We start from the raw sequence: 22,277 nt of genomic DNA on the forward strand, positions 1-22,277 counted from the left end.
CGGTACCGGGCGCCGGGGCGTGATCCCTAGGCTGAGGGCGTTCGCCGCGACCGTCCCGCGGCGGACCCGAGCGACCCGATCCGAGGTACTGACCGTGACCACGACGCCCTCCGCTTCCGCCGCCGACCCCGCTGCCGGGGCCGCCGTGAAGGCCGCCGACCGCGCGCACGTCTTCCACTCCTGGTCCGCGCAGGGCCTGATCGACCCGCTGCCGATCGCCGGCGCCGAGGGGTCGTACTTCTGGGACTACGACGGCAACCGCTACCTCGACTTCTCCTCGCAGCTGGTCAACACCAACATCGGCCACCAGCACCCCAAGGTCGTCGCGGCGATCCAGGAGCAGGCCGCGAAGCTGTGCACCATCGCGCCCGGATTCGCGGTGGACGTGCGCTCCGAGGCCGCCCGGCTGGTCGCCGAGCGCACCCCCGGCGACCTCGACAAGATCTTCTTCACCAACGGCGGCGCGGAGGCCGTGGAGAACGCGGTCCGGATGGCCCGGCTGCACACCGGCCGCGCCAAGGTGCTGTCCGCGTACCGCTCGTACCACGGCGCCACCGCCACCGCGATCAACCTGACCGGCGACCCGCGCCGCTGGCCCTCGGACACCGCCTCGGCGGGCGTGATCCACTTCTGGGGCCCGTTCCTCTACCGCTCCGCCTTCCACGCCGAGAACGAGCAGCAGGAGTGCGAGCGCGCCCTCGCGCACCTGGAGCAGACCATCGCCTTCGAGGGCCCGCAGTCGATCGCGGCGATCATCCTGGAGACCGTCCCGGGCACCGCCGGGATCATGGTCCCGCCGGCCGGCTACCTCGCCGGGGTCCGCGAGATCTGCGACCGCCACGGCATCGTCTTCATCCTCGACGAGGTCATGGCGGGCTTCGGCCGCACCGGCCACTGGTTCGCCGCCGACCACTTCGGCGTCACCCCCGACCTGCTGACCTTCGCCAAGGGCGTCAACTCCGGCTATGTCCCGCTGGGCGGCGTCGCGATCAGCGCCGAGATCGCCGCCACCTTCGACCAGCGCCCCTACCCGGGCGGGCTGACCTACTCCGGCCACCCGCTGGCCTGCGCCTCCGCCGTCGCCACCATGAACGCGATGGCCGAGGAGCGGATCGTGGAGAACGCCGCCGACATCGGCGAGCGGGTCATCGGCCCCGCGCTGCGCGAGATCGCCGAACGCCACCCGTCCGTCGGCGAGGTCCGCGGTCTGGGCGTCTTCTGGGCCCTGGACCTGGTCAAGAACAAGGAGACCCGCGAACCGCTGGTCCCCTACAACGCCTCCGGCGCCGCCAACGCTCCGATGGCCGAATTCGCGGCGGCCTGCAAGCGCGGCGGTCTGTGGCCGTTCGTGAACATGAACCGGACGCATGTCGTCCCGGCCTGCACGGTCACCGAGGCCGAGGCCAAGGAGGGCCTGGCCGCCCTCGACGAGGCCCTCGCGGCAGCCGACGCCCACACCGTCTGAGGCCGGCGCCGGGCCCGCCCGGCGACCGGAACCGCAGGTCACGGGCGTGCTGTGCGGCATGCTCACGGCAACCTCGGGCAGCGAACCGGAGCGGCCCTCGCCTATCGTGGGCGGGGGCCGCACCCATCTGCGCGGTCAGGCACGTCGAAGGAGACGCACACGATGGCCGCCGGCGGAGACAGCTCAGTCATACGACGCAGCACCCTGCGCCAGCAGATCGCCGACGCCCTGCGCGACGAGGTCCTGGCCGGCCGGCTGCCGTCCGGCCACCCCTTCACCGTCAAGGAGATCGCCGAGCAGTACGGCGTCTCCGCCACACCGGTGCGCGAGGCGCTGCTGGACCTGTGCGCCCAGGGCCTGCTCGACGTCGAACAGCACCGCGGTTTCAAGGTGCACGCCTTCACCGCCGACGACTTCCGCGCCATGGTCGAGGCCCGCACCCTGATCATCGAGGGCATCTTCCGCAGCGGCGCCGACCAGGCCCTGCGCGCCACCGCCGCCGGGGTGCTGATCTCCATCCGGCGCCGCGCCGACGAGGCCGAACGGGCCGCGCGGGCCGGCGACCTGGACGTGCTGATCGGCTATGACCTGCGCTTCTGGCGCGAGCTGAGCGGCATCGTGAACAACGCCTACATCAGCGACTTCCTCGACCGGATCCGCGTACAGACCTGGATGTTCGCGGTCCCGCTGCTGCGCCGCGAAGCCGACCTCAAGGGGCTGCTGTGGCACGACCACAGCGCGCTGGCCGATGCCCTGATCCAGCACGACCTGGCCACCGCCCAGCGGCTGATCACCGAGTACAACGAGCACTCCCTCGCTCTCGTCGGAACGCGCGGCTAGCACTACGCTGTCCCGACCATCGGCCGTAATGGGCCGTACCCGTAGCTGTACGTGCGCCGGTGTCCCCGTCCCCGACCGGAAGCGAGCCCACACTCGTGGCATGTGACCTGTGGCTGGTACCCCTCGTCGATGTGCTGTGCCACAGCCCCGACAACCCGTTCTCCGAAGAGATCGCCGCCTACGACAAGGCCCTGACGGAAGCGGGCCTGCCACCGGTCCCGGTCTTCAGCTATATGCCCGGCCTGTCCGGTGACGTCGCCCCCGTCGCCGGCTTCGACTACGACGCCCTGCACTTCCTGCGCCGCGCCTACCTGCTGCGGCTGTGCGGCCTGGAGGTCACTCCGGTCGACGAACTGGGCGGCGACTACGAGCAGTTGCTGGAGATGTTCGAGGCCACCGCCCAGCAGTCCCACCTGGTGTGGCACTACGACCACGCGGGCGCGTACGTCCCGGTCGACTTCCCGCACCCCCTGGCCAACGACGAACTCCTGGAGGGCGGCGGCCCGCTCGGCTCCTCACACGGCCTGCTGCGCGACCTCGAACTGGTCGCGCCATCCCTCGGCATCGATCCGGCCAATCCCCCCGCCGCCCCCGCCCCACCGGCCGGCCCCACCTCCCTGGAGGAACGGGCCACCGCCACCCCCCTGGACGACAGCCCCTTCGCCCGAGAACGCCACGTCTGGCTGGGCCTCCACGCCGCCGCCACCCGAAGCCTCGGCCAAGGCTCCATGATCGTCTTCAGCTAGCACCAGGCCCATCCCTCAACCGACCACCCGCACCCACCCACCAACCGCCACCACCCACACGCATCTCCCCACCCACCCACGGGAGGTGACGGGCCGGAGGGGCAGGGGTGTGGGACGTAAAGCGAAGCAGTCCCACACCCCTGCCCCGGAGGCCCGTCACCGCACCCCGACAGCCCCGCGCAGCGGACCGGCCCGCCGCAGGCGCCACGGCGGGACAGCCGAAAACAAGGGCCGAAGGCAAAGCGCAGCGCACCCCCACGGCGGGACAGCCGCAAACGCGGGCCGAAGGCAAAGCGCAGCGGAACGGCGGGACAGCCGCAAACGCGGGCCGAAGCCAAAGCGCAGCGCCCGGCGAGGGCACCGCGCAGCGGGCCACAAACGGCGAGCACCCCCACGGCGGGACAGCCGAAAACGTGGGAAGGCCCTACCGAGGCCCTTCCGGCGGCCGCTGCCGAGGCATATTCGGCCGCGGCGCCCGCGGCACCGCAAACCGCCCCGACGGCGCCGCGCCCTCCGGACGCGGCGCCACGGCGGCGGAGCCGCCCCCGTCGCCCGCGGCAAAGCGCAGCGAATCGGCCCGGAATTCCGCCATCCAGTCGGCCGTTTCGGCCCGCACCAGCTCGCCGAGGTCCTCGTTGAAGCGCCGCAGTACGCCCAGACAGCGCTCCGCCGCCTCGCCCGCGGTGCCCTCGGCCGGCCCGAGCACCTCCCGTACGCTCTCCGTTGCCCAGTCGAACTGGAGCGCCTCCAGCCGCCGGTGGATCGCCTGCGCGGTCGCCAGGTCCCGCATCCATCCGGCGGTCACCCCGAAATACCGGTCGCCGCCCACGCACACCGCGGCCAGCAGCAGCGACAGACAGCCCCAGGACGCGCCGCCCTCCCAGACCCCGGCGAGGTCCAGCAGCGGCAGCGCCCCGCCGGCCGTCACCGCGGCCGCGGCGCCCAGCCGCAGTGCCCGCGCGCCGCGGCGCTTGGCCACCCGGTCGTGCAGGTACCAGTCGGCGGCGCGCAGCGCGCCCTCCTCGGTCCAGAGATAGAGCGCGTCCAGACGGTCGGCCGGTTCGCCCCAGTCGCCGAGCGGGAAGACCCGTCCGGCGAGATCCCGGCGGACGGGCCCCCGGCCGCCGCTCTCCCGCTGGGGGCGGCGGCTCTCCCGAGGGGGCCCCTCGGGCTGCATCTCCGGCTGACTCACCCGTGCGCTCTCTCTCTACGTTCTTCACAGATACGTGCGGTGCACGCGTGACATCCGGGACGGCCGTTGCGCGCAGTCCCCCTTCCTACCGCCGAACGGCTGGCGTCGGCCCCACGATCACGCTCTTTCCGCCCGGAAGTGGTGCGGGATCGGGTATAAGGCCGCCGGGCTTCTCACCCGAAAGAGTGGCCAACGCGGTGACGCACAGTTTCCAGCCGCCGCGGCGGCGCTCGACCCCCGGGCCCGGCCGACGTCGGGGCGGCCGGGGCTCTCGTCTAGGCTGCCACCGTGAAGGTCCTCGTCATCGGCGGCGGCGCCCGCGAACACGCCCTGTGCCGCTCTCTGTCCCTCGACCCCGACGTCACCGCGCTGCACTGCGCTCCCGGCAACGCCGGCATCGCCGAGGTGGCCGAATTGCACGGGGTCAACGCCCTCGACGGCCAGGCCGTCGCCGAACTCGCCGCCGGCCTGGAAGCCGATCTGGTCGTGGTCGGTCCCGAGGCCCCCCTGGTGGCGGGCGTCGCGGACGCCGTACGCGACCGCGGTATCCCGGTCTTCGGCCCCTCGGCCCAGGCCGCCCAGCTGGAGGGCTCCAAGGCCTTCGCCAAGGACGTGATGGCCGCCGCGGCCGTCCCCACGGCCCGCAGCTATGTCTGCACCACCCCGGAAGAGATCGACGCGGCCCTGGACGCCTTCGGTGCGCCGTACGTCGTCAAGGACGACGGTCTCGCGGCCGGCAAGGGCGTCGTCGTCACCGAGGACGTCGAGGCCGCCCGCGCCCACGCGCTGGCCTGCGACCGGGTCGTCATCGAGGAGTTCCTCGACGGCCCCGAGGTCTCGCTCTTCGCGGTCACCGACGGCGAGACGGTCGTCCCGCTCCAGCCCGCCCAGGACTTCAAGCGGGCCTACGACGGCGACCAGGGCCCCAACACCGGCGGCATGGGCGCGTACAGCCCGCTGCCCTGGGCCGACCCCAAGCTGGTCGACGAGGTCATGGCCACCGTGCTTCAGCCCACCGTCGACGAGCTGCGCCGCCGCGGCACCCCGTTCTCCGGGCTGCTCTACGCGGGCCTGGCGATCACCTCGCGCGGAGTGCGGGTGATCGAGTTCAACGCGCGCTTCGGCGACCCGGAGACCCAGGTCGTCCTCGCCCGCCTCAAGACCCCGCTCGCCGGCCTGCTGCACGCCGCGGCCACCGGCACCCTCGCCACCTTCCCGCCGCTGCGCTGGAGCGACGGCGCCGCGGTCACTGTCGTCATCGCCTCCCACAACTACCCGGACACCCCGCGCACCGGCGACCCGATCGACGGCCTCGCCGACGTCGTGGCGGAGGACGCCCCCAAGGCGTACGTCCTGCATGCCGGCACCAAGCGCGACGACTCCGGCGCGGTGCTCAGCGCGGGCGGCCGGGTGCTGTCCGTCACCGCCACCGGCTCGGACCTCACCACCGCCCGGCAGCGCGCCTACCGCGCCGTCGGCCGGATCTCCCTGGACGGGTCCCAGCACCGTACGGACATCGCCGCCAAGGTCGCGGACGAGGCCGCGGGCGCCTAGCGCGCACGGCCGCGACGGCGCGTGGGGCGCCCGGATGTGCCCCTCGCGTCCGTCGCGGCCGGTGACATCTCCCCTGGGACACATGGCACATACCGTGGCATATGCCTCAGGTCTGTGGGCGCAGACCGGGCCGCGTCACCCCCTGGCCGGTGAGTGCAAACCGGGCCGAATCGCCCGCGGCCCCTACCCTTCCGACACCGGTTCCCGGCTTTGCCCAAAGCCATTCCATCGAGTGACCGCACCAAGTAACCGGCTGACGAGACGAAAAGCCCCAACTAGGGTGCCGCGCAGGCGTCCTGTGGTGGCCGTGCCGGATTCCGGCACGGTGATCACGGCGGCGTCCGGCAAGTGGCTCACCGGCATTGCGATGTCAGTGGCCGGTGCCACAGTGGGTGGGGAGTGAGCTCGCTCCGCACAACGCGCAATTCTCGTACGTCCGTCCCGTGTTCTCTCCGTCCGGCTCCATCAGGACAGCAGGGGGTGTACAGGCTCGTGGCAAGTCCGGAAACAGGCGTCCTGGCGGCGCGTGCCCGCGCCCTCGCCGTGCTGCGGATCCGCAGCACCGCGCTGGCCGTGGCGCTGCTGCCCGCGGCCGTGGCCGTGGTGCTGCTCGCCGGCCGGGCGACCGGCCATCTCGGCGCGGGCCCGGGCTGGGACCTCGCCCGCTGGATCGCCGGCGGCCTCGCGGCGCTCAGCCTGCTGCTGACCGCGCTGGTCGCCGTGGTCGTCGCGCGCGCCCGGCCCGCCCTGAGCCCGTCCGTCCCGATCTCCGAGAAGTCGGCCCCCGACCTCTACCGCCTGGTGCGCGACCTCGCCGACCGCCTGGAGGTCCCCGCGCCCTCCGCCATAGCGCTCACCCCGGACTGCGACAGCTGGCTGGAGGACCGTACGCACCGCGCCCACGGCCCGCCCCGCCGCGCCAAAGGACGGGCCGACGGGGAACGCCGGGTGCCCGAGGCGCCGGTCCTGGTCATCGGCTCGCCGTTCCTGTGGTGGATGCGGGTCGCCGAGCTGCGCGCGCTGCTGGCCCCCGTCGTCGCCGGCACCGGCCCGTCCGCGCACCCCGACATAGCGGCCGCCCGCCGCTTCATCCGTGGCCTGGACGCCGCGGTCGCGGTGTCCGCCCGCGCCCGGCGGCCGGTGCGGGGCCTCCCGCTCCGCTTCGTCGGCCGGGTGGCGCGACTGCTGCTGCGGGCCGGCCGCGAACACGCCACGATCATGGAACGGGCCGTCGCGGCCGCCGCCTCCGAGCGCGCCCAGACCGTGGACTACGGCCTGCGGATCGTCGCCCAGGAGCAGGTCGGTCTCGCGTACGCGGGCTGGGACCGGTTGCTGACCCGGGTCGCGCTGCCCGCCTGGCGGATGGGCCGCTGGCCGTCCCGGCTGGACGCCGGGGTGGTCTCCGCGCTCACCGAGCTCTCCCGCCGGGACCGCCTCGCCGACGGCTTCGCCTCCCGTCTCGGCGAGCGCCCCGCCTGCGACCTCCTGGAGGAGCCGGGCGCCATCGACCGCGCCGCCTCGCTGCTGGCCGCCCGCCTCTTCCATGGCGGCCCGGCCGAGCCGGGACCCGACTGGTCACCGGTCGGCTGGAACCAGTACCCGGAAGAGGTCGTGGACCGGAAATGGCGCCTGGAGGCCGCCCGCCTCCACCGCGTACTCGACAACCTCCCGGCGACCGCGCTCCCGGTGGCCCCGCCCGCACCGGCGGCCCCGGCCCAGGACCCGGCCCCCGCCGCCCCGCCCCTCTCGTACGCCCGCACCGCCGCCCGTACGCCCGGCCACCACCCGCCGGAGCGCCCGCCCGCCGACGAGCCCGCCATGGGCCGCCGCGACGAGCAGCCGCCCGCCCCGGCCCCCGGTCCGACCCTGGCCCGCGTCATCGACCGGCTCACCCATGACGCGTGCGCGGGCGATCTCGTCGCCGCCCGGCTGGGCGCGGAGGTCGAGCGCGAGGAGCGGGAGGAGGCGGCCCGCCAGGCCGCCCGCGGCACCTCGCAGCAGGACGCCGCCATCGGTGTGGCCTGGGGCGACGGCATGGCCGAGGGCGGCCTCCCGCTGTTCCCGCTCCAGCCGCCCCGTACGGGCCGCGAGCTGCTCGCCGACCACGTCACCGCCATGGTCTGCTGCGCCGCCGTCGACACCGCCGGTGCCACCCCGGGCTTGGACTGGCTCGACGGCCCGGCGCTGCTGGTCGACGGCGCCCGCCGCTCCGACCTCGGCCGCCCGGTGCTCAGCCTGGTCGACGACGGCGATGCGGAGCCGCTGCGCGGCTGGCTGACGACGATCGGCGTACGGCCGGAAAAGCCGGTCCGGCTGGTATGACACCGGTCCGCGGCGGCCGGCGGAGCGCCGGGCGTCCCGGGCCGCTCGCTCCATCGGCTGAATGTTCCCTTCCAGTTCGCATTTCGGGGGCGGTTGCATCTAAATTCACGACGAAGGGTGACGGAGTGGGTGCGTAATGTGATGTGCTGGGGGACGGCCGGCCGGGTTGGTCCCGCCGGCGCAGCACCGGCCCGAGGGGCCGCGGCCGATGGGGGACGCGGGAGGGGAGTGGAAGGTGGCGACGGATCAGATCAGGCGCTGGGAGTCGGGCGCCCTCGCCCACGCGGTCACGGACCCGTTCGGGCAGGGCCCGCTGCCCTGGCTGCGCGGCAGCGAGAACTACTTCGACTCCGGCCGCATCATCCCCTGGTACGTCGACCCCGCCGTCGCCCAGGGCGATCTGAGCGTGCCCGCACCCCACAAGCACAACGGCCCGCGCACCGCCGATGACGTCCACCGCCAGATCAAGGGCTTCGCCGGCCCCGGTGCGGTGGCCCCCGGCGAGGCCATCGACTTCCGGGTCTCGGTCGACCCGCCCCAGCCGTTCAGCATCGACATCTACCGCATCGGCCACTACGGCGGCACCGGCGCCCACAAGGTCACCACCAGCCCGCGGCTGGCCGGTATCGTCCAGCCGCCCCCGCTGACCGCCGAGCGCACGGTCTCCTGCCATCACTGGTGGCTGTCCTGGCGCCTCCAGGTCCCCACGTTCTGGAACCTCGGCGCCTATGTCGCCGTGCTCACCACCGCCGACGGCCGCTACCGCTCCCACATCCCCTTCACCGTCCGCGACCACGAGCCCGCCGATCTCCTCCTGCTGCTGCCCGACATCACCTGGCAGGCCTACAACCTCTACCCGGAGGACGGCCGCACCGGCGCCAGCCTCTACCACGCCTGGGACGAGAAGGGCGCGCTGCTCGGTGAGCGGGACGCCGCCACCACCGTCTCCTTCGACCGCCCCTACGCGGGCGCCGGCCTGCCCCTCCATGTCGGCCACGCCTACGACTTCATCCGCTGGGCCGAGCGCTACGGCTACGACCTCGCCTACGCCGATGCCCGCGATCTGCACGCCGGCCGGGTCGACCCGTCCCGCTACCGTGGCCTGGTCTTCCCCGGTCACGACGAATACTGGTCGGTGCCCATGCGCCGCACGGTCGAGGCGGCCCGGGACACCGGCACCTCCCTGGTCTTCCTCTCCGCCAACACCATGTACTGGCAGGTCGACCTCTCCCCGTCGCCCTCCGGCCCGGACTCCCTGCTCCACTGCCGCAAACGCCAGGGCCCCGGCCGCCCCGTGCTCTGGCGGGAGAACGGTGACCCCGAACAGCGGCTGATGGGCATCCAGTACGCCGGCCGGGTCCCCGAACCGGCCCCTCTGGTCGTCCGCAACGGCAGCCACTGGCTGTGGGAGGCCACCGGTGCCCACGAAGGCGATGAGCTCCCCGGCCTGGTCGCCGGTGAGGCCGACCGCTACTTCCCGCGCACCAGCCTCCCCAAGCACACCGAACGCATCCTGCTCGCCCACTCCCCGTACCGCGACAGCGAGGGCACCCGCCGCCATCAGGAGACCTCCCTCTACCGTGCCCCCAGCGGCGCCTGGGTCTTCGCCTCCGGCACCTTCGCCTGGTCACCCGCCCTCGACCGCCCCGGCCACGTCGACCAGCGCGTCCAGCGCGCCACCGCCAACCTCCTCGACCGCATCTGCAAACGCGACTGAGCCCACCGTCGTACCGCCGGGGATGACGGGACAGCCCCTAGCGTGCGGCGGCCGGCCCCAACTCCCGTGCCAGCGCCACGGTCAGCGCCCGGAAGATCCGCACTCCGGATCGGGGTCCTTCTCCCGGGTCGCCAGCACACTGTGTGCCCACGGCGCGTCCAGCACCGGTATGTACACCGTGCCCGGCCACGGGTAATAGCGCGCGAACGACTTCAGCGCCGAACCCGCACCCCGCCCCGCCACCACGCTCGTCAGACAGTCGTGCGGCGTCAATGCCCAGTCGGGGCTGCGCCGTTCACCCTCGTCGAAGTACAGGTAGTCGGTGAAGGGCCGCGGGGTGTGCGGCGGCAGCCGCAGATACGGCAGGTCGATGATGTCCGCCCGCCGCACCCCCTCGCCCGCGGCGTCCGCGAGCGAGGACGCCGCGGACACCACCACGATCCGCTGCTCGGTCGTCAGCACATCGACGGTGATCCCCTCGCTGTGGAAGGCGGGACGTACGAACGCCACATCCACCCGGTCCTCGCGCAGCGCGCTGCAGTGCTCGGTGAACGTCAACTGCACCAGTGACAAGGGGACTTCCGGGCGCGCCCGGCGGAAGGCGCTGACCGCGGCCGGGGTCACCTCGGCCGAACCGTGGCCCATGACGCCGACCCGCAGCGGCCGCCGCGGCGCCGCCCCCTGGGCCACGTCCGCCACATCGTCCATGGCGGCGTTGGCGGCGGCGAGCAGCGTACGGGCGTGGCTGACCAGCCGTTGCCCGGCCGGGGTCGGTGCCACGGGGCTCCGCTCCAGCAGCGGGGTGCCGAACTCCCGCTCCAGTTGCTGAATATGGCCGGTCACCGCCGCGGGCGACAGGAACAGCCGGGTCGCCGCCCGCCCGAAGTGCCCTTCCTCGACCACGGCGAGGAACGAGGAGAGCCGCCGCAGATCCATACGGCCCACGATAATTCCGGCCCGCGCCTGCACCCGGGGCCGTTCACACTTCCTGAACGGGGGAGGCGCCGCGGCCCGCGCGGCCCGTAGAAAGCCCTGCATGACGACCACGGCAACCTCCGGCGCGGGTCTCCGCTCCGGCCCCCCTGCGCTTCCGCCCCGCCACTGGCTGCGCACCGGTTGGGTGATGACCGCGTCGGGCTGGAGCGCCAACCAGTTCTCCGCCCTGCTCGGCGCCTACCACTCCGGCCCCGGGCTGACCGAGGCCACCACCACCGCACTCTTCGGCGTCTATGTCCTCGGCCTGATCCCCGGTCTGTTCCTGGGCGGCCCGCTCGCCGACCGCCGGGGCCGACGCCCCGTCGTGTTCAGCGCGCTGGCGGTCTCCGCGCTGGCGACCGCGCTGCTGATGGCGGGTGCGACGGTCACCGGTCTGCTGTGGCCCGGCCGCTTTCTGACCGGCATCGGCGCCGGTGCCCTGCTCGGTGCCGGCAGCGCCTGGATCAAGGAGCTGTCCTCGCCGCCGTACGACACGGTCTCCGCGGCCGGTGCCGCGGCCCGCCGCTCGGGGCTCTTCCTCTCCGCGGGCTTCGCCACCGGCGGACCGGCGGCGGCACTGATCGCCCAGTGGGCCCCGGCGCCCCTGATCACGGCGTACCTCCCACACCTCGTCCTCTCCGCGGCCGCCGCCCTCGCCGCGGCCCGCACGCCGGAAACCGCCCGAGCCGGCGGGCCGTTGGCGGCCACGGCCACGGCCACGGCGGCGGGGTGCGGGGCGGGGGCCATGCAGGCCGGATCCGCGACTGCCGGGCCCCGTACGGGAGGGCGCGCGGCGGTGGTGGGCACTACGGGCGGGCGCGTCGCGGTGGGCACTACGGCCGGGCCCGCGACCGCGGCAGCCCCTACGGGCGGCCATGTGCCGGCAGCGGCCACCGGGAACGCCTCCGAGACAGTCGCCCCCGCCCCCGGCACCGCCTTCCGCCGCCTGGTGGCCCCGGTCGCCCCCTGGGTGTTCGTCGCCCCCAGCATCGCCCTCGCCACCCTCCCCGGGCTCGTCGACGCCGGGCTCACCGGCTGGCAGACCGTGTACGCCGGCCTCGTCACCGCCGTCACCCCCGGCACCGGGCTGCTCGTCGCCCCGCTCGCCCGCCGCCTCGCCGCCCGGCACCGCGTCGCCACCGCCGTCGCCGGGCTCGCCGCCGTCATCCTCGGCCTGCTCCTCGCCGCCTTCGCCGTCGCCGGTATACGGCCCGATGTCGCACTGCTCGCCGCCGCCGTCCTCGGCGCCGGATACGGACTCTGCGTGGCGTACGGCCTGACGGAGGTCGCCGCCCTGGCGCCCCCGGGCCGGCTGGCGCGCCTGACCGCACGCTTCTGGGCCCTGTGCTACCTGGGCTTCTGCACCCCGTACGCGATCACCCTGCTCACCGGCTGGTTCTCCCCGGCCACGATCCTGCTCGCAGCGGTCGTCCCGGCCGCGGCCACCCTCGCGCTGATCGCCCGCCGGGGCACCCGCCGCACCGGCTGACACCGGACTCCGGGGGCGCACCCGGCCCCCGTCCTCCACCTCCGGCGTGCGTGAGGGAGAATCGGTAGGACTCCTGGATCAACCTACGCGGAGGAAGCGTGCCCGGTTTTGTAGAAAAGCCTGAGCCGGTGGAGGTCCCCGGGCTCACCCACCTCCACACCGGCAAGGTGCGCGACCTCTACCGCAATGCCGCCGGTGACCTGGTCATGGTCGCCAGCGACCGGACCTCGGTCTATGACTGGGTGCTGCCCACCGAGATCCCGGACAAGGGCCGTGTCCTCACCCAGCTGTCCCTGTGGTGGTTCGACCAGCTCTCCGACCTGGTCCCGCACCATGTCCTTGGCACCGACGTCCCGGCCGGCGCCCCCGTCGACTGGGCGGGCCGCACCCTGGTGTGCAAGTCGCTGGACATGGTCCCCGTGGAGTGCGTGGCCCGCGGCTACCTCACCGGCTCCGGTCTCGCCGAGTACCGGCAGACCCGTACGGTCTGTGGGCTGGCCCTCCCCGAGGGGCTCGTCGACGGCTCCGAGCTCCCCGCGCCGATCTTCACCCCGGCCACCAAGGCCGCCGTCGGCGACCACGACGAGAACGTCTCCTACGAGGAGGTCGCCCACCAGGTCGGCACCGAGGTCGCCGCCGAGCTGCGGCAGACCACCCTCGCCGTCTACGGCCGGGCCCGCGACATCGCCCGCGAGCGCGGCATCATCCTGGCGGACACCAAGTTCGAGTTCGGCTTCGCCGACGGGCAGCTGACCCTGGCCGACGAGGTCCTGACGCCCGACTCCTCGCGCTTCTGGCCGGCCGACCTGTGGCAGCCGGGCCGCGCCCAGCCGTCCTTCGACAAGCAGTTCGTGCGCGACTGGCTGACCTCTCCCGCCGCGGCCTGGGACCGCACGGGTGAGGAGCCGCCGCCCGCCCTCCCGCACGAGATCGTGGAGAGCACCCGCGCCAAGTACATCGAGGCCTACCAGCGCCTCACCGGCCTCAGCTGGGCATAACGGAAAGGACCCCGGTCACCGACCGGGGTCCTTTCTTCCTTGAGCGGACGACGAGGCTCGAACTCGCGACCTCAACCTTGGCAAGGTTGCGCTCTACCAACTGAGCTACGTCCGCACGCTCCGCGCAAAGCTCCTGGAATCAGGCGCCGCCGCGCGGTGCGGGGTCCACTATAGCCAACCCCGCTCGCGGGCGAGGCGCGCCGCGGCATGGCGGTTCTCCGCACCCAGCTTCGCGGTCGCCGACGAGAGATAGTTCCGCACCGTCCCCGGCGACAGCGACGCCCGTGCCGCGATCTCCGTGACCGGCGCCCCGGCCTCGGCGCATTCCAGTACCTCCGCCTCCCGGACCGTCAGCGGTGACTCCCCGGCGCTTATCGCGTCCGCCGCCAACTCCGGGTCCACATAACGGTTTCCGGCATGCACCGTGCGGATGATCTCCGCCAGCCGCTGCGCCGACACGGTCTTCGGCACGAACCCCCGCACCCCGGCCTCCAGCGCCCGCTTCAGATGCCCCGGCCGCCCATGACTCGTCACGATCATCGACCGGCACCCCGGCACCTCGCCCCGCAACGATGTGGCCACCGCCACACCGTCCGTCCCCGGCATCTGGAGATCCAGCACCGCCACATCCGGCTCATGCGCCCGCGCCATCGCCCGCGCCTCCGGGCCCGTCGCCGCCTCGGCCACCACCAGCAGATCGTCCTCCAGCGACAACAGCGCCGCCAGCGCCCCACGGATCAGGTGCTCGTCATCCGCCAGCAACACCCGGATCGCCCGCTCATTCACTCCGCCACCCCGCCTCTCCCTCCACCACGACCCCTCCCGGCACGCTCCCCGCCCCGCCTCTCCCTCCACCACGGACCGCTCCCCGCACGCTCCCCGCCCCGCCCGCGCTACCCACTCGCCGCCCCCACCGGGAGTTCGACCGTCAGCCGGAAGCCGCCGTTCGGGACCCGGCCCGATGTCAGGCTCCCGCCCAAGGGGCGAAGGCGTTCCCGGAGCCCCTTGAGACCGCTGCCGGGGACCGATCCGGCGACCGCCTCGTCCGGCGGGTGGGTGACGCCGTCGTTCTCCATGGTCATCACGAGCACCGAGCGCTGCGGATCGATCCGGGTCCGCACCGCACAGCTCCGCACCTCCACCGCATGCCGCAGGACGTTCGTGGTGCCTTCGCGGACGACCCAGCCGAGCGCCGACTCCACCTCCGGCGACAGCTGCGCCCCTTCCTCGCCCTCGATACGGCAGTCCACCCCGGCCGCCCGCAGTATGGAACGGGCCCCCGCCAACTCCGCCTGGAGATCGGCCTTCCGATAGCCGCGCACCACCTCCCGGACCTCCCGCTGGGCCTCCTGGGCGATCCGCTGCACCTCCACCATTTGCTCCACGGCCTCCGGCCGCTCCCGCCGCGCCAGCTGGACCGCCAGCTCGCCCTTGAGGGCGATCACCGCCAGATTCCGGCCCATCACATCGTGCAGATCCCGGCTGAACCTCAGCCGCTCCTCGGCGACCGCGAGCCGTGTCTCGGTGCCGCGGGCCGCATCCAGCTTCCAGATCACGCCGAGCAGCCAGCCCGTGGGCCGCGCCAGCCCGAAGCTCCAGATACCGGCGAAGAACAACAGGACCGCCATGCCCACCGCGCTCAGCCAGGAATGCGTGAGCAGGAAGAGCAGTGCCATGGCTGCGACGGCGCTGCCGGCCAGCGCGGCCAGAAACTTCCGCTTGGACACCACCAGGCTGTGGGCCATGAAGAACGGTGTGAGGGTCGCGCCGATCGCCAGCCCCGTCGAACCCACACTGTCCTTGTCGGCAGGCCCATGGACGGTGATCAGCGCGAACAACGCGACCTCCGTGACGAGGGTCAGCACCCCCGAGACCAGCAACAGGGTGCGCGGCGTCGCCCCCCGTTCCAGATAGCGGTTCACCGCGCGGTTCAACAGCGGTACGGCCAGCGCGGCCTGAGCCACATTCAGCCCCATGGCCACACCGGCCAAGGTGACCGGCAGCGGGCTGCTGCCCGCCCTGCCCATGACGGGAGCCATCCCGCTGAGCACGGGAAGCCAGGGGAGGAGGTACAGACTGCCCCGGAAATAGGCGTCGATCATGGCCATCTGGCCCCGCCGCCGCCACATCGCCCGTAGCTTGCCGATCATCCGCTGCCCGCCCCCGTCGTCCCGATCGTCCTGCGCCGCTAGCGCCTCGGCTCCCAGCGGAACCACCGCTGGACAGCAAACAACGCGAGCCCCGTCCAGACCAAGCCGGTGATCAGCTGCCCCACCGTCTCCTTGAGGCCCTCGCCCCCGGTCCAGCCGGCCCGTATCAGCTCCATCGCCGGTGACAGCGGAAGCAGTTCGAGCACGGAGGCCACCCGCTCCGGAAGGATGTCCAGCGGGGCCACCATCCCGGACCCCGCCAGCGACACCATCATGAAGGGGAGCACGGCGAGCTGAGCGGCCTCGGCCGACTTGGCGAGAACGGAGGACGCCGCGGCGAACCCCACGGTCGCGGCCATGCCGAGCACCACACCGGCGATCAGGAGATGCGGCGCGGTGGGCAGACCGGCGTCCAGGAGCAGGCCGCCCAGGACCACCAGCAGGACACACTGCACCAGCCCCAGCAGTACCGCCGGAAGCGCGGTGCCCGCCAGTATTTCCAGATCCCGCAGCTCACCGGTCCGCAGCCGCTTCAGGACCAGTTCTTCACGCCGAGCGGTATACGAGCCGGTGAGGCTGGAGTAGACGGCGAAGACCAGGACGTATCCGAGGGTCGCGGGCAACAGCGCCGATCCGATCGACAGCCCGGTGCCGGCCACCATGTTCTCGACCGCTCCCTTCATGGCGAACGCCAGGGCGACCGGGATGATCAGCGAGGTCGTCAGCGCGGTCTTGTTGCGGCCGAGAAGGGTCAACTCGGCCCGCCCCAGGGCGAGGAGACGCGCCGCGGTGCCCGTCTCCCCGGGCGTTCCGGCGCGCTCGATACCGCCGGCTTCCCGCACGCTTGCACTCATGAGTTCTCCAGCCCCTTTGCGATGTGCAGAAATGCCTCTTCCAGAGATGCGGACCTGACATCCAGATTGCCCAGCGCTATCCCCTTGTCCCGCGCCCAGACCAGGACGCCGGTCGCGGCCCGCTGGAGGTCGTCCGTCCGCAGCCGGACCGTGCGCCCGTCCGTCTCATGGCCGAGGACGCCCAGTTCGCCCAGCGGCGGGAGATCACCGAGATGGAATCCGGTGGGCAGCTCGAAGGAGATGTGCGAGGGGTGTGCGGCGACCACGTCCGCGACATGCCCCGCCGCCGCGATCCGCCCCTCGTGCAAGATCGCCAGCCGGTCCGCCAGCTCCTCGGCCTCTTCGAGATAGTGCGTGGTCAGCACGATCGTGGTCCCGGAGTCCCGCAGCTCGCGGACCAATTCCCACGTGGCATGGCGCGCTTCGGTGTCCAGACCGGTCGTCGGCTCGTCCAGGAACAGCACCTCGGGCCTCCCCAGCAGCGCCAGGGCGAGATCCAGCCGCCGGCGCTCGCCGCCGGACAGCTGCTTGACCCGCACATCCCTGCGCCGCTCCAGCCCCACGGAGCCGAGCGCTTCATCGACCGGGCGCGCCCCACTGGTGCACCCCGCCCACATCCGCACGGTCTCCGCGGGCGTCAGCTCGGCGGGGAAGCCGCCCTCCTGGAGCATGACGCCCACCCGGGGTCGCACCTTGCGCCGCTCCCGGAACGGGTCATGGCCAAGGATCCGGACCCGCCCGGCCGTGGGCAGGGCCAGGCCCTCCAGCAGTTCGAGAGTGGAGGTCTTGCCCGCCCCGTTGGTCCCCAGAAGCGCGAACAGCTCCCCGCGTTCGACGGAGAAGTCGATACCGCGCACGGCCTCGAAGCTCCGCTGCCCGCTCCGCGCCTTTTGCTCGCCACGGTCCCGCGGACCGCTCGTGCGCCGCCCGCCGGCACCGTAGCTCCTGCGCAGGCCGGTGACTTCGATCACATCGGCCCCGGAACCGGCGCTTCGCGCGCCGCCGCGGCCGACACCCCCGATGGTTTTCTCCCCGATGTTCATGAGACCAGCGTCCCGCCGGATCAAGGTTCCGGGCAGTGCGGGCTGTCATCGCAGCTGATGACAAATGTCAGTTGCCCCCGCGCGGAAGCAGGGAAGGGGGAGAGGTGATGACACAGAAAGAAGGCCCCGGTCGCAATGACCGGGGCCTTCTTTATCTGAGCGGACGACGAGGCTCGAACTCGCGACCTCAACCTTGGCAAGGTTGCGCTCTACCAACTGAGCTACGTCCGCAGGCATCCACTCGGCTTTCACCGAGCGGCGCGACAGCTACTCTACCTGATCCTTTAGGAAGGTCGAGCAGTCAGAGCGGGTGACAGGGATTGCACACTGCGCCTCCCTCTTGGAAAGAGGGCGCTCTACTACTGAGCTACACCCGCGTGACTCCGTGAGGTCCGGCCTTTCGGCCTCGCCCCTCGGCGTGCTCCAGACTCTAGCTGATCAGTAGGGGTGCTGTGCAAGTCGGCTGCGCGCGGGCCGAGGGATGCCGGCAACTCCGTCAGTGATTGGCGGCGTTGAAGGCCTCGTAGACCTTCTTCGGGATCCGGCCGCGCGGGGGGACGTCCATCTGGTTGGAGCGGGCCCAGGCGCGGACGGCCGCGGGGTCGGGGTTCACCGCGGTCCGGTGGTAGGCCTTGCCGGACTTGGCCCGCTTGCGGCCGGCCTCGACGAACGGAGCGAGGGCACCGCGCAGTTTCTTCGCATTGGCGGGATTGAGGTCGATCTCGTACGACTTCCCGTCCAATCCGAAGGTGACCGTCTCTGCGGCTTCTCCTCCGTCGATGTCATCGGAGAGCGTTACTACTACGCGCTGCGCCACGGATATCGGTCCTTTCGGGGAGCAACCCCTTGTTGACATGGGGTGATGCTCCGGATCCGGCTGATTGGGATCAATGCTTTTTCATTTGTACAGCGATGGGCATTGCATTGTGAAGCCCAGTTAATTTTGTCAGCGTGTCTTCCCGCAATCCGGACCCCGGATCTTTTCGAGGATTTTTCCTGCGGTGCACTCCTGCCGATACCTGACCGTGATCCGGCGCACTGTATATCTATGCGCGTAGATTTTCGAACACGGTACTGTGAGGACACCGCCTTACGCACCACACCACCGGGAGTGCCAGTGGCACGCGTCGTAGTCGACGTCATGCTCAAGCCGGAGATCCTCGACCCGCAGGGGCAGGCGGTGCAGCGCGCACTGCCACGCCTGGGCTTCGAGGGGATCGCCGACGTCCGTCAGGGCAAGCGTTTCGAACTTGAGGTGGAGGGTCCGGTCGACGAAGCCGCCCTCGCTCGCATCCATGAGATGGCCGAGACCTTCCTCGCCAACACCGTCATCGAAGACTTCACCGTGCGGGTCGACTCATGACCTCGCGGATCGGAGTCATTACCTTCCCCGGCACGCTCGACGACCGCGACACCCAGCGCGCGGTCCGGGTGGCCGGTGCCGAAGCGGTGCCGCTGTGGCACCGCGACAAGGACCTCAAGCAGGTCGACGCCGTGGTGCTGCCCGGCGGCTTCTCGTACGGCGACTATCTGCGGGCCGGGGCCATCTCCCGTTTCTCGCCGGTGATGGAGTCCGTTATCGAGCAGGCCAAGGCCGGTATGCCCGTCCTGGGTATCTGCAATGGCTTCCAGGTGCTCACCGAGAGCCACCTGCTGCCCGGCGCCATGCTGCGCAACAACCATCTGCACTTCATCTGCCGCGACCAGAAGCTGCGGGTGGAGAACGCGGAGACTTCCTGGACCGTGGACTACACCTCCGGCCAGGAGATCAGCGTTCCGCTGAAGAACATCGACGGCCGGTACGTCGCCGACGAGCGCACGCTCGACATGCTCGAGGCCGAGGGCCGGGTCGCCTTCCGCTACCTGGACGGCAACCCCAACGGTTCGCTCCGCGATATCGCCGGCATCACCAATGAGGCGGGCAATGTCGTCGGCCTCATGCCGCACCCCGAGCACGCCGTGGAGCCGCTGATCGGTACGGGCCGTACCGACGGCCTCGGATTCTTCACCTCGATCCTGAAGAAGCTGGTCAACGCATGACTCTCGACACCGTCAAGCACGCAGCCGAGACGCCGGACACCGACCAGCCGTGGGCCGAACTCGGCCTGAAGCAGGACGAGTACCAGCGCATCCGGGAGATTCTCGGCCGCCGTCCCACCGGCGCCGAACTCGCCATGTATTCGGTCATGTGGTCCGAGCACTGCTCCTACAAGAGCAGCAAGGTCCATCTGAAGCAGTTCGGTGAGAAGGCCCCCGAGAACGACGCCCTGCTCGTCGGCATCGGCGAGAACGCCGGTGTCGTCGACGTCGGCCAGGGCTACGCCGTCACCTTCAAGGTGGAGTCCCACAACCACCCCTCGTACATCGAGCCCTACCAGGGCGCGGCCACCGGCGTCGGCGGGATCGTCCGCGACATCCTGGCCATGGGTGCCCGCCCGGTCGCCGTCGTCGACCCGCTGCGGTTCGGCGCCGCCGACCACCCCGACACCAAGCGCGTCCTGCCGGGCGTGGTGGCCGGAATCGGCGGCTACGGCAACTGCCTGGGTCTGCCCAACATCGGCGGCGAGGTCGTCTTCGACGCCTGCTACCAGGGCAACCCGCTGGTCAACGCCGGCTGCATCGGCGTCATGAAGCACGAGGACATCCACCTCGCCAAGGCGTCCGGCGCGGGCAACAAGGTCATCCTCTACGGCGCCCGCACCGGTGGCGACGGCATCGGCGGCGTCTCCGTGCTGGCCTCGGAGACCTTCGACGACTCCAAGCCCGCCAAGCGCCCCGCCGTCCAGGTCGGTGACCCCTTCCAGGAGAAGCTGCTCATCGAGTGCACCCTGGAGATCTTCAAGGAAGACCTGGTCGACGGCATCCAGGACCTCGGCGGCGCCGGGCTGTCCTGCGCCACCAGCGAGCTGGCCTCGGCCGGCTCCGGCGGCATGCGCGTCGAGCTGGACACCGTGCCGCTGCGCGACTCCTCCCTCTCGCCCGAGGAAATCCTCATGAGCGAGTCCCAGGAGCGCATGTGCGCGATCGTCGAGCCCGGGAAGGTCGACCGCTTCCTGGAGATCTGCGAGAAGTGGGACGTCATCGCGACCGTCATCGGTGAGGTGACGGACGGCTCCCAGCTGGAGATCTTCTGGCACGGCGAGCAGATCGTGGACGTGCCGCCGCGCACCGTCGCCCACGAGGGCCCGGTCTACGAGCGCCCGTATGCACGCCCCGACTGGCAGGACGCCCTCCAGGCCGACGACGCCGCCAAGCTGGCCCGCCCGGCGAACGCGGAGGAACTGCGGGCGCAGGTCCTGCGGCTGGTGGCCTCGCCCAACCAGGCATCCAAGGCGTGGATCACCGACCAGTACGACCGGTTCGTGCAGGGCAACACCGTCCTCGCGCAGCCGGAGGACGCCGGTATGGTCCGCATCGACCCGGACAGCAACCTCGGTGTCGCACTCGCCACCGACGGCAACGGGCGCTACGCCAAGCTCGACCCCTACACGGGCGCGCAGCTGGCGCTGGCCGAGGCGTACCGCAATGTCGCCGCGTCCGGTGCCAAGCCGCTGGCGGTCTCCGACTGCCTGAACTTCGGTTCGCCCGAGGACCCGGCCGTGATGTGGCAGTTCGCCGAGGCCACCCGTGGTCTCGCCGACGCCTGCCAGACCCTGGGCACGCCCGTCACCGGCGGCAATGTCTCGCTCTACAACCAGACCGGCGAGGTGGCGATCCACCCGACCCCGGTCGTCGCGGTGCTCGGTGTCATCGACGATGTGAACCGCCGTACGCCGATCGCCTTCGCGGAAGAGGGCCAGCTGGTCTACCTCCTGGGTGACACCCGCGAGGAGCTCGGCGGCTCGGCGTGGTCGCAGGTCGTGCACGACCACCTCGGCGGTCTGCCGCCGAAGGTGGACCTGGAGCGTGAGCGGCTGCTGGCGGAGGTGCTGATCTCGGCCTCCCGTGACGGCATGATCGACGCCGCGCACGACCTCTCCGACGGAGGTCTGATCCAGGCGCTGGTGGAGTCCTGCCTGCGCGGCGGCAAGGGCGCCCGCCTCGTCGTTCCCGACGGGCTGGACCCCTTCGTCCTGCTGTTCTCGGAGTCGGCGGGCCGTGCGGTCGTCGCCGTCCCGCGCAGCGAGGAGCTCCGCTTCACGGACATGTGCGGTGCCCGGGGGCTGCCGGCCACCCGCATCGGCGTGATCGACGGCGCGGAGATCGACGTCCAGGGGCAGTTCAGCATCCCGCTGAGCGAGCTGAAGGAGTCGCACGAGGCCACGATCCCGGGCCTGATCGCCTGAGGCCGGGCCGGGCGGTGCGCACCGCCCCCGTATGACGGTCCGACGGCCCGTCCCCACCAGGGGGCGGGCCGTCTCCGCTTTCCGTGGTGGGTCGCGCCATTGCCAGGGGTTACGTAATTACGTAATCTCTCACCATGGATCTGGAGCAGCGGGTGGCAGAGCTGGAGCGACGGCTGGCCGTCCTGGAGGCCGGCCGGCCGGCACCTCCGCCCGAGCGCGAGCCCGAGGACGAGCTGTGGGCCCTGCGGGGCCTGAAGGCCCAGCTCGCCGAACTGGGCGCCGACAACGGCGGAGTGCTCTTCACCGGTGCCGTACGGATCCCGGCCGGGCAGCGCTACGAATGGCAGTACGGCCTGGTCACCGACACCGTGCTGGACCGCGACTGGGCCGCGGCCGCCGAGTCGTTCGCGGCCCTCGGCCAGCCCGTCCGGCTGCGGCTGCTGCGCGAGATCCTCGGTGGCCGCTGCACCGCCGCCGAACTCACCGAGCTCGACGGCACCGGCACCACCGGCCAGATCTACCACCACCTGCGGCAACTGACCGCCGCCGGCTGGCTGCACACGGCCGCCCGCGGCCGCTACGAGGTACCCGCCGACCGCGTCGTACCGCTGCTGGTGATGCTGACCGCCGCCGGGCGCTGACGCCC

Annotated in this window: 19 protein-coding genes and 3 tRNA genes; 12 read left to right on the plus strand and 10 right to left on the minus strand. The window is 72.0% G+C overall.

The features are described from left to right. Positions 1–94 precede the first annotated feature (94 nt). The 3 genes from TU31_RS08920 to TU31_RS08930 all read left to right on the plus strand — a co-directional run bounded on the left by TU31_RS08920 (position 95) and on the right by TU31_RS08930 (position 3,051). Complete coding sequence (locus TU31_RS08920) at positions 95–1,465, plus strand: aspartate aminotransferase family protein (protein ID WP_042151511.1); 1,371 nt, start codon at positions 95–97, stop codon at positions 1,463–1,465. Between the two features lie 162 nt (positions 1,466–1,627). After that, the gene (locus tag TU31_RS08925) at positions 1,628–2,305 is read left to right on the plus strand and encodes a GntR family transcriptional regulator (RefSeq protein ID WP_042151515.1); all 678 of its coding nucleotides are present in this window, start codon (positions 1,628–1,630) and stop codon (positions 2,303–2,305) included. A 95-nt stretch (positions 2,306–2,400) separates the two neighbouring features. Beyond that, positions 2,401–3,051, plus strand: coding sequence for a putative DNA-mimic protein (locus TU31_RS08930; RefSeq protein ID WP_042151518.1), 651 nt, complete (start codon positions 2,401–2,403; stop codon positions 3,049–3,051). A gap of 424 nt (positions 3,052–3,475) precedes the next feature. Here TU31_RS08930 and TU31_RS08935 read toward each other — a convergent pair whose 3' ends face one another. Continuing rightward, positions 3,476–4,243: an SLATT domain-containing protein gene (locus TU31_RS08935; RefSeq protein WP_078885631.1), complete on the minus strand. Its 768-nt coding sequence runs from the start codon at positions 4,241–4,243 to the stop codon at positions 3,476–3,478. 288 nt (positions 4,244–4,531) lie between these two features. Here TU31_RS08935 and purD point away from each other — a divergent pair, with 288 nt between their 5' ends. The 3 genes from purD to TU31_RS08950 all read left to right on the plus strand — a co-directional run bounded on the left by purD (position 4,532) and on the right by TU31_RS08950 (position 9,836). Next, positions 4,532–5,797, plus strand: coding sequence for a phosphoribosylamine--glycine ligase (gene purD, locus TU31_RS08940; RefSeq protein WP_042151524.1), 1,266 nt, complete (start codon positions 4,532–4,534; stop codon positions 5,795–5,797). Positions 5,798–6,289: 492 nt separating this feature from the next. Beyond that, positions 6,290–8,119: a hypothetical protein gene (locus TU31_RS08945; protein WP_245698457.1), complete on the plus strand. Its 1,830-nt coding sequence runs from the start codon at positions 6,290–6,292 to the stop codon at positions 8,117–8,119. Between the two features lie 235 nt (positions 8,120–8,354). Next, positions 8,355–9,836, plus strand: a complete 1,482-nt coding sequence (locus TU31_RS08950) for a N,N-dimethylformamidase beta subunit family domain-containing protein (protein WP_078885632.1) — start codon at positions 8,355–8,357, stop codon at positions 9,834–9,836. Positions 9,837–9,917: 81 nt separating this feature from the next. Here TU31_RS08950 and TU31_RS08955 read toward each other — a convergent pair whose 3' ends face one another. Beyond that, positions 9,918–10,772 carry a LysR family transcriptional regulator gene (locus TU31_RS08955; protein WP_245698458.1) on the minus strand — a complete coding sequence of 285 codons (855 nt, stop codon included), beginning with the start codon at positions 10,770–10,772 and terminating at the stop codon, positions 9,918–9,920. Positions 10,773–10,959: 187 nt separating this feature from the next. Here TU31_RS08955 and TU31_RS08960 point away from each other — a divergent pair, with 187 nt between their 5' ends. Together TU31_RS08960 and TU31_RS08965 are read left to right on the plus strand one after the other, a co-directional pair. Beyond that, entirely contained in the window at positions 10,960–12,300 is a 1,341-nt protein-coding gene (locus TU31_RS08960) for an MFS transporter (protein WP_042151529.1), read from the plus strand. 98 nt (positions 12,301–12,398) lie between these two features. Next, a complete protein-coding gene (locus TU31_RS08965) occupies positions 12,399–13,298 on the plus strand; it encodes a phosphoribosylaminoimidazolesuccinocarboxamide synthase (protein WP_042151532.1) in 900 nt (299 codons plus the stop codon). A gap of 42 nt (positions 13,299–13,340) precedes the next feature. On the opposite strand, the gene TU31_RS08970 is transcribed toward TU31_RS08965, so the two are convergent. The 8 genes from TU31_RS08970 to TU31_RS09005 all read right to left on the minus strand — a co-directional run bounded on the left by TU31_RS08970 (position 13,341) and on the right by TU31_RS09005 (position 18,162). Next, a tRNA-Gly gene (locus TU31_RS08970) sits at positions 13,341–13,413 on the minus strand. 53 nt (positions 13,414–13,466) lie between these two features. Continuing rightward, positions 13,467–14,069, minus strand: a complete 603-nt coding sequence (locus TU31_RS08975; RefSeq protein ID WP_042151969.1) for a response regulator transcription factor — start codon at positions 14,067–14,069, stop codon at positions 13,467–13,469. Between the two features lie 122 nt (positions 14,070–14,191). Continuing rightward, entirely contained in the window at positions 14,192–15,514 is a 1,323-nt protein-coding gene (locus TU31_RS08980; protein WP_245698460.1) for a sensor histidine kinase, read from the minus strand. Then, positions 15,487–16,302 (minus strand): ABC transporter permease, encoded by an 816-nt coding sequence (locus tag TU31_RS08985; protein WP_181018568.1) that lies wholly within the window; start codon positions 16,300–16,302, stop codon positions 15,487–15,489. Before TU31_RS08985 ends, TU31_RS08980 begins: the two co-directional genes overlap by 28 nt. Continuing rightward, positions 16,299–17,345, minus strand: a complete 1,047-nt coding sequence (locus TU31_RS08990) for an ABC transporter ATP-binding protein (protein WP_042151541.1) — start codon at positions 17,343–17,345, stop codon at positions 16,299–16,301. The genes TU31_RS08985 and TU31_RS08990 overlap by 4 nt, the downstream gene beginning before the upstream one ends. A 158-nt stretch (positions 17,346–17,503) precedes the next feature. After that, positions 17,504–17,576: transfer RNA gene (locus tag TU31_RS08995), tRNA-Gly, on the minus strand. A gap of 74 nt (positions 17,577–17,650) precedes the next feature. Then, positions 17,651–17,722 (minus strand) — tRNA-Gly (locus TU31_RS09000). A gap of 119 nt (positions 17,723–17,841) precedes the next feature. Further along, entirely contained in the window at positions 17,842–18,162 is a 321-nt protein-coding gene (locus tag TU31_RS09005) for a histone-like nucleoid-structuring protein Lsr2 (RefSeq protein WP_030086195.1), read from the minus strand. Between the two features lie 300 nt (positions 18,163–18,462). Here TU31_RS09005 and purS point away from each other — a divergent pair, with 300 nt between their 5' ends. The 4 genes from purS to TU31_RS09025 all read left to right on the plus strand — a co-directional run bounded on the left by purS (position 18,463) and on the right by TU31_RS09025 (position 22,272). After that, positions 18,463–18,708 (plus strand): phosphoribosylformylglycinamidine synthase subunit PurS, encoded by a 246-nt coding sequence (gene purS, locus TU31_RS09010; RefSeq protein WP_042151546.1) that lies wholly within the window; start codon positions 18,463–18,465, stop codon positions 18,706–18,708. Continuing rightward, the gene (gene purQ / locus TU31_RS09015; RefSeq protein WP_042151550.1) at positions 18,705–19,385 is read left to right on the plus strand and encodes a phosphoribosylformylglycinamidine synthase subunit PurQ; all 681 of its coding nucleotides are present in this window, start codon (positions 18,705–18,707) and stop codon (positions 19,383–19,385) included. Before purS ends, purQ begins: the two co-directional genes overlap by 4 nt. Beyond that, positions 19,382–21,631, plus strand: a complete 2,250-nt coding sequence (gene purL, locus TU31_RS09020; RefSeq protein ID WP_042151554.1) for a phosphoribosylformylglycinamidine synthase subunit PurL — start codon at positions 19,382–19,384, stop codon at positions 21,629–21,631. The genes purQ and purL overlap by 4 nt, the downstream gene beginning before the upstream one ends. Positions 21,632–21,765: 134 nt before the next feature. Beyond that, positions 21,766–22,272, plus strand: a complete 507-nt coding sequence (locus TU31_RS09025; RefSeq protein WP_107070638.1) for an ArsR/SmtB family transcription factor — start codon at positions 21,766–21,768, stop codon at positions 22,270–22,272. Positions 22,273–22,277 lie beyond the last annotated feature (5 nt).

Source organism: Streptomyces lydicamycinicus (assembly GCF_000829715.2).
Classification (GTDB): domain Bacteria; phylum Actinomycetota; class Actinomycetes; order Streptomycetales; family Streptomycetaceae; genus Streptomyces; species Streptomyces lydicamycinicus.

Coding starts and splice junctions, on each gene's coding strand:
- TU31_RS08925 (WP_042151515.1), top strand. CDS start 1,628: ATGGCCGCCGGCGGAGACAGCTCAGTCATACGACGCAGCACCCTGCGC.
- TU31_RS08955 (WP_245698458.1), bottom strand. CDS start 10,772: ATGGATCTGCGGCGGCTCTCCTCGTTCCTCGCCGTGGTCGAGGAAGGG.
- TU31_RS08960 (WP_042151529.1), top strand. CDS start 10,960: ATGACCGCGTCGGGCTGGAGCGCCAACCAGTTCTCCGCCCTGCTCGGC.
- TU31_RS08985 (WP_181018568.1), bottom strand. CDS start 16,302: ATGAGTGCAAGCGTGCGGGAAGCCGGCGGTATCGAGCGCGCCGGAACG.
- TU31_RS08990 (WP_042151541.1), bottom strand. CDS start 17,345: ATGAACATCGGGGAGAAAACCATCGGGGGTGTCGGCCGCGGCGGCGCG.
- purQ (WP_042151550.1), top strand. CDS start 18,705: ATGACCTCGCGGATCGGAGTCATTACCTTCCCCGGCACGCTCGACGAC.
- purL (WP_042151554.1), top strand. CDS start 19,382: ATGACTCTCGACACCGTCAAGCACGCAGCCGAGACGCCGGACACCGAC.
- TU31_RS09025 (WP_107070638.1), top strand. CDS start 21,766: ATGGATCTGGAGCAGCGGGTGGCAGAGCTGGAGCGACGGCTGGCCGTC.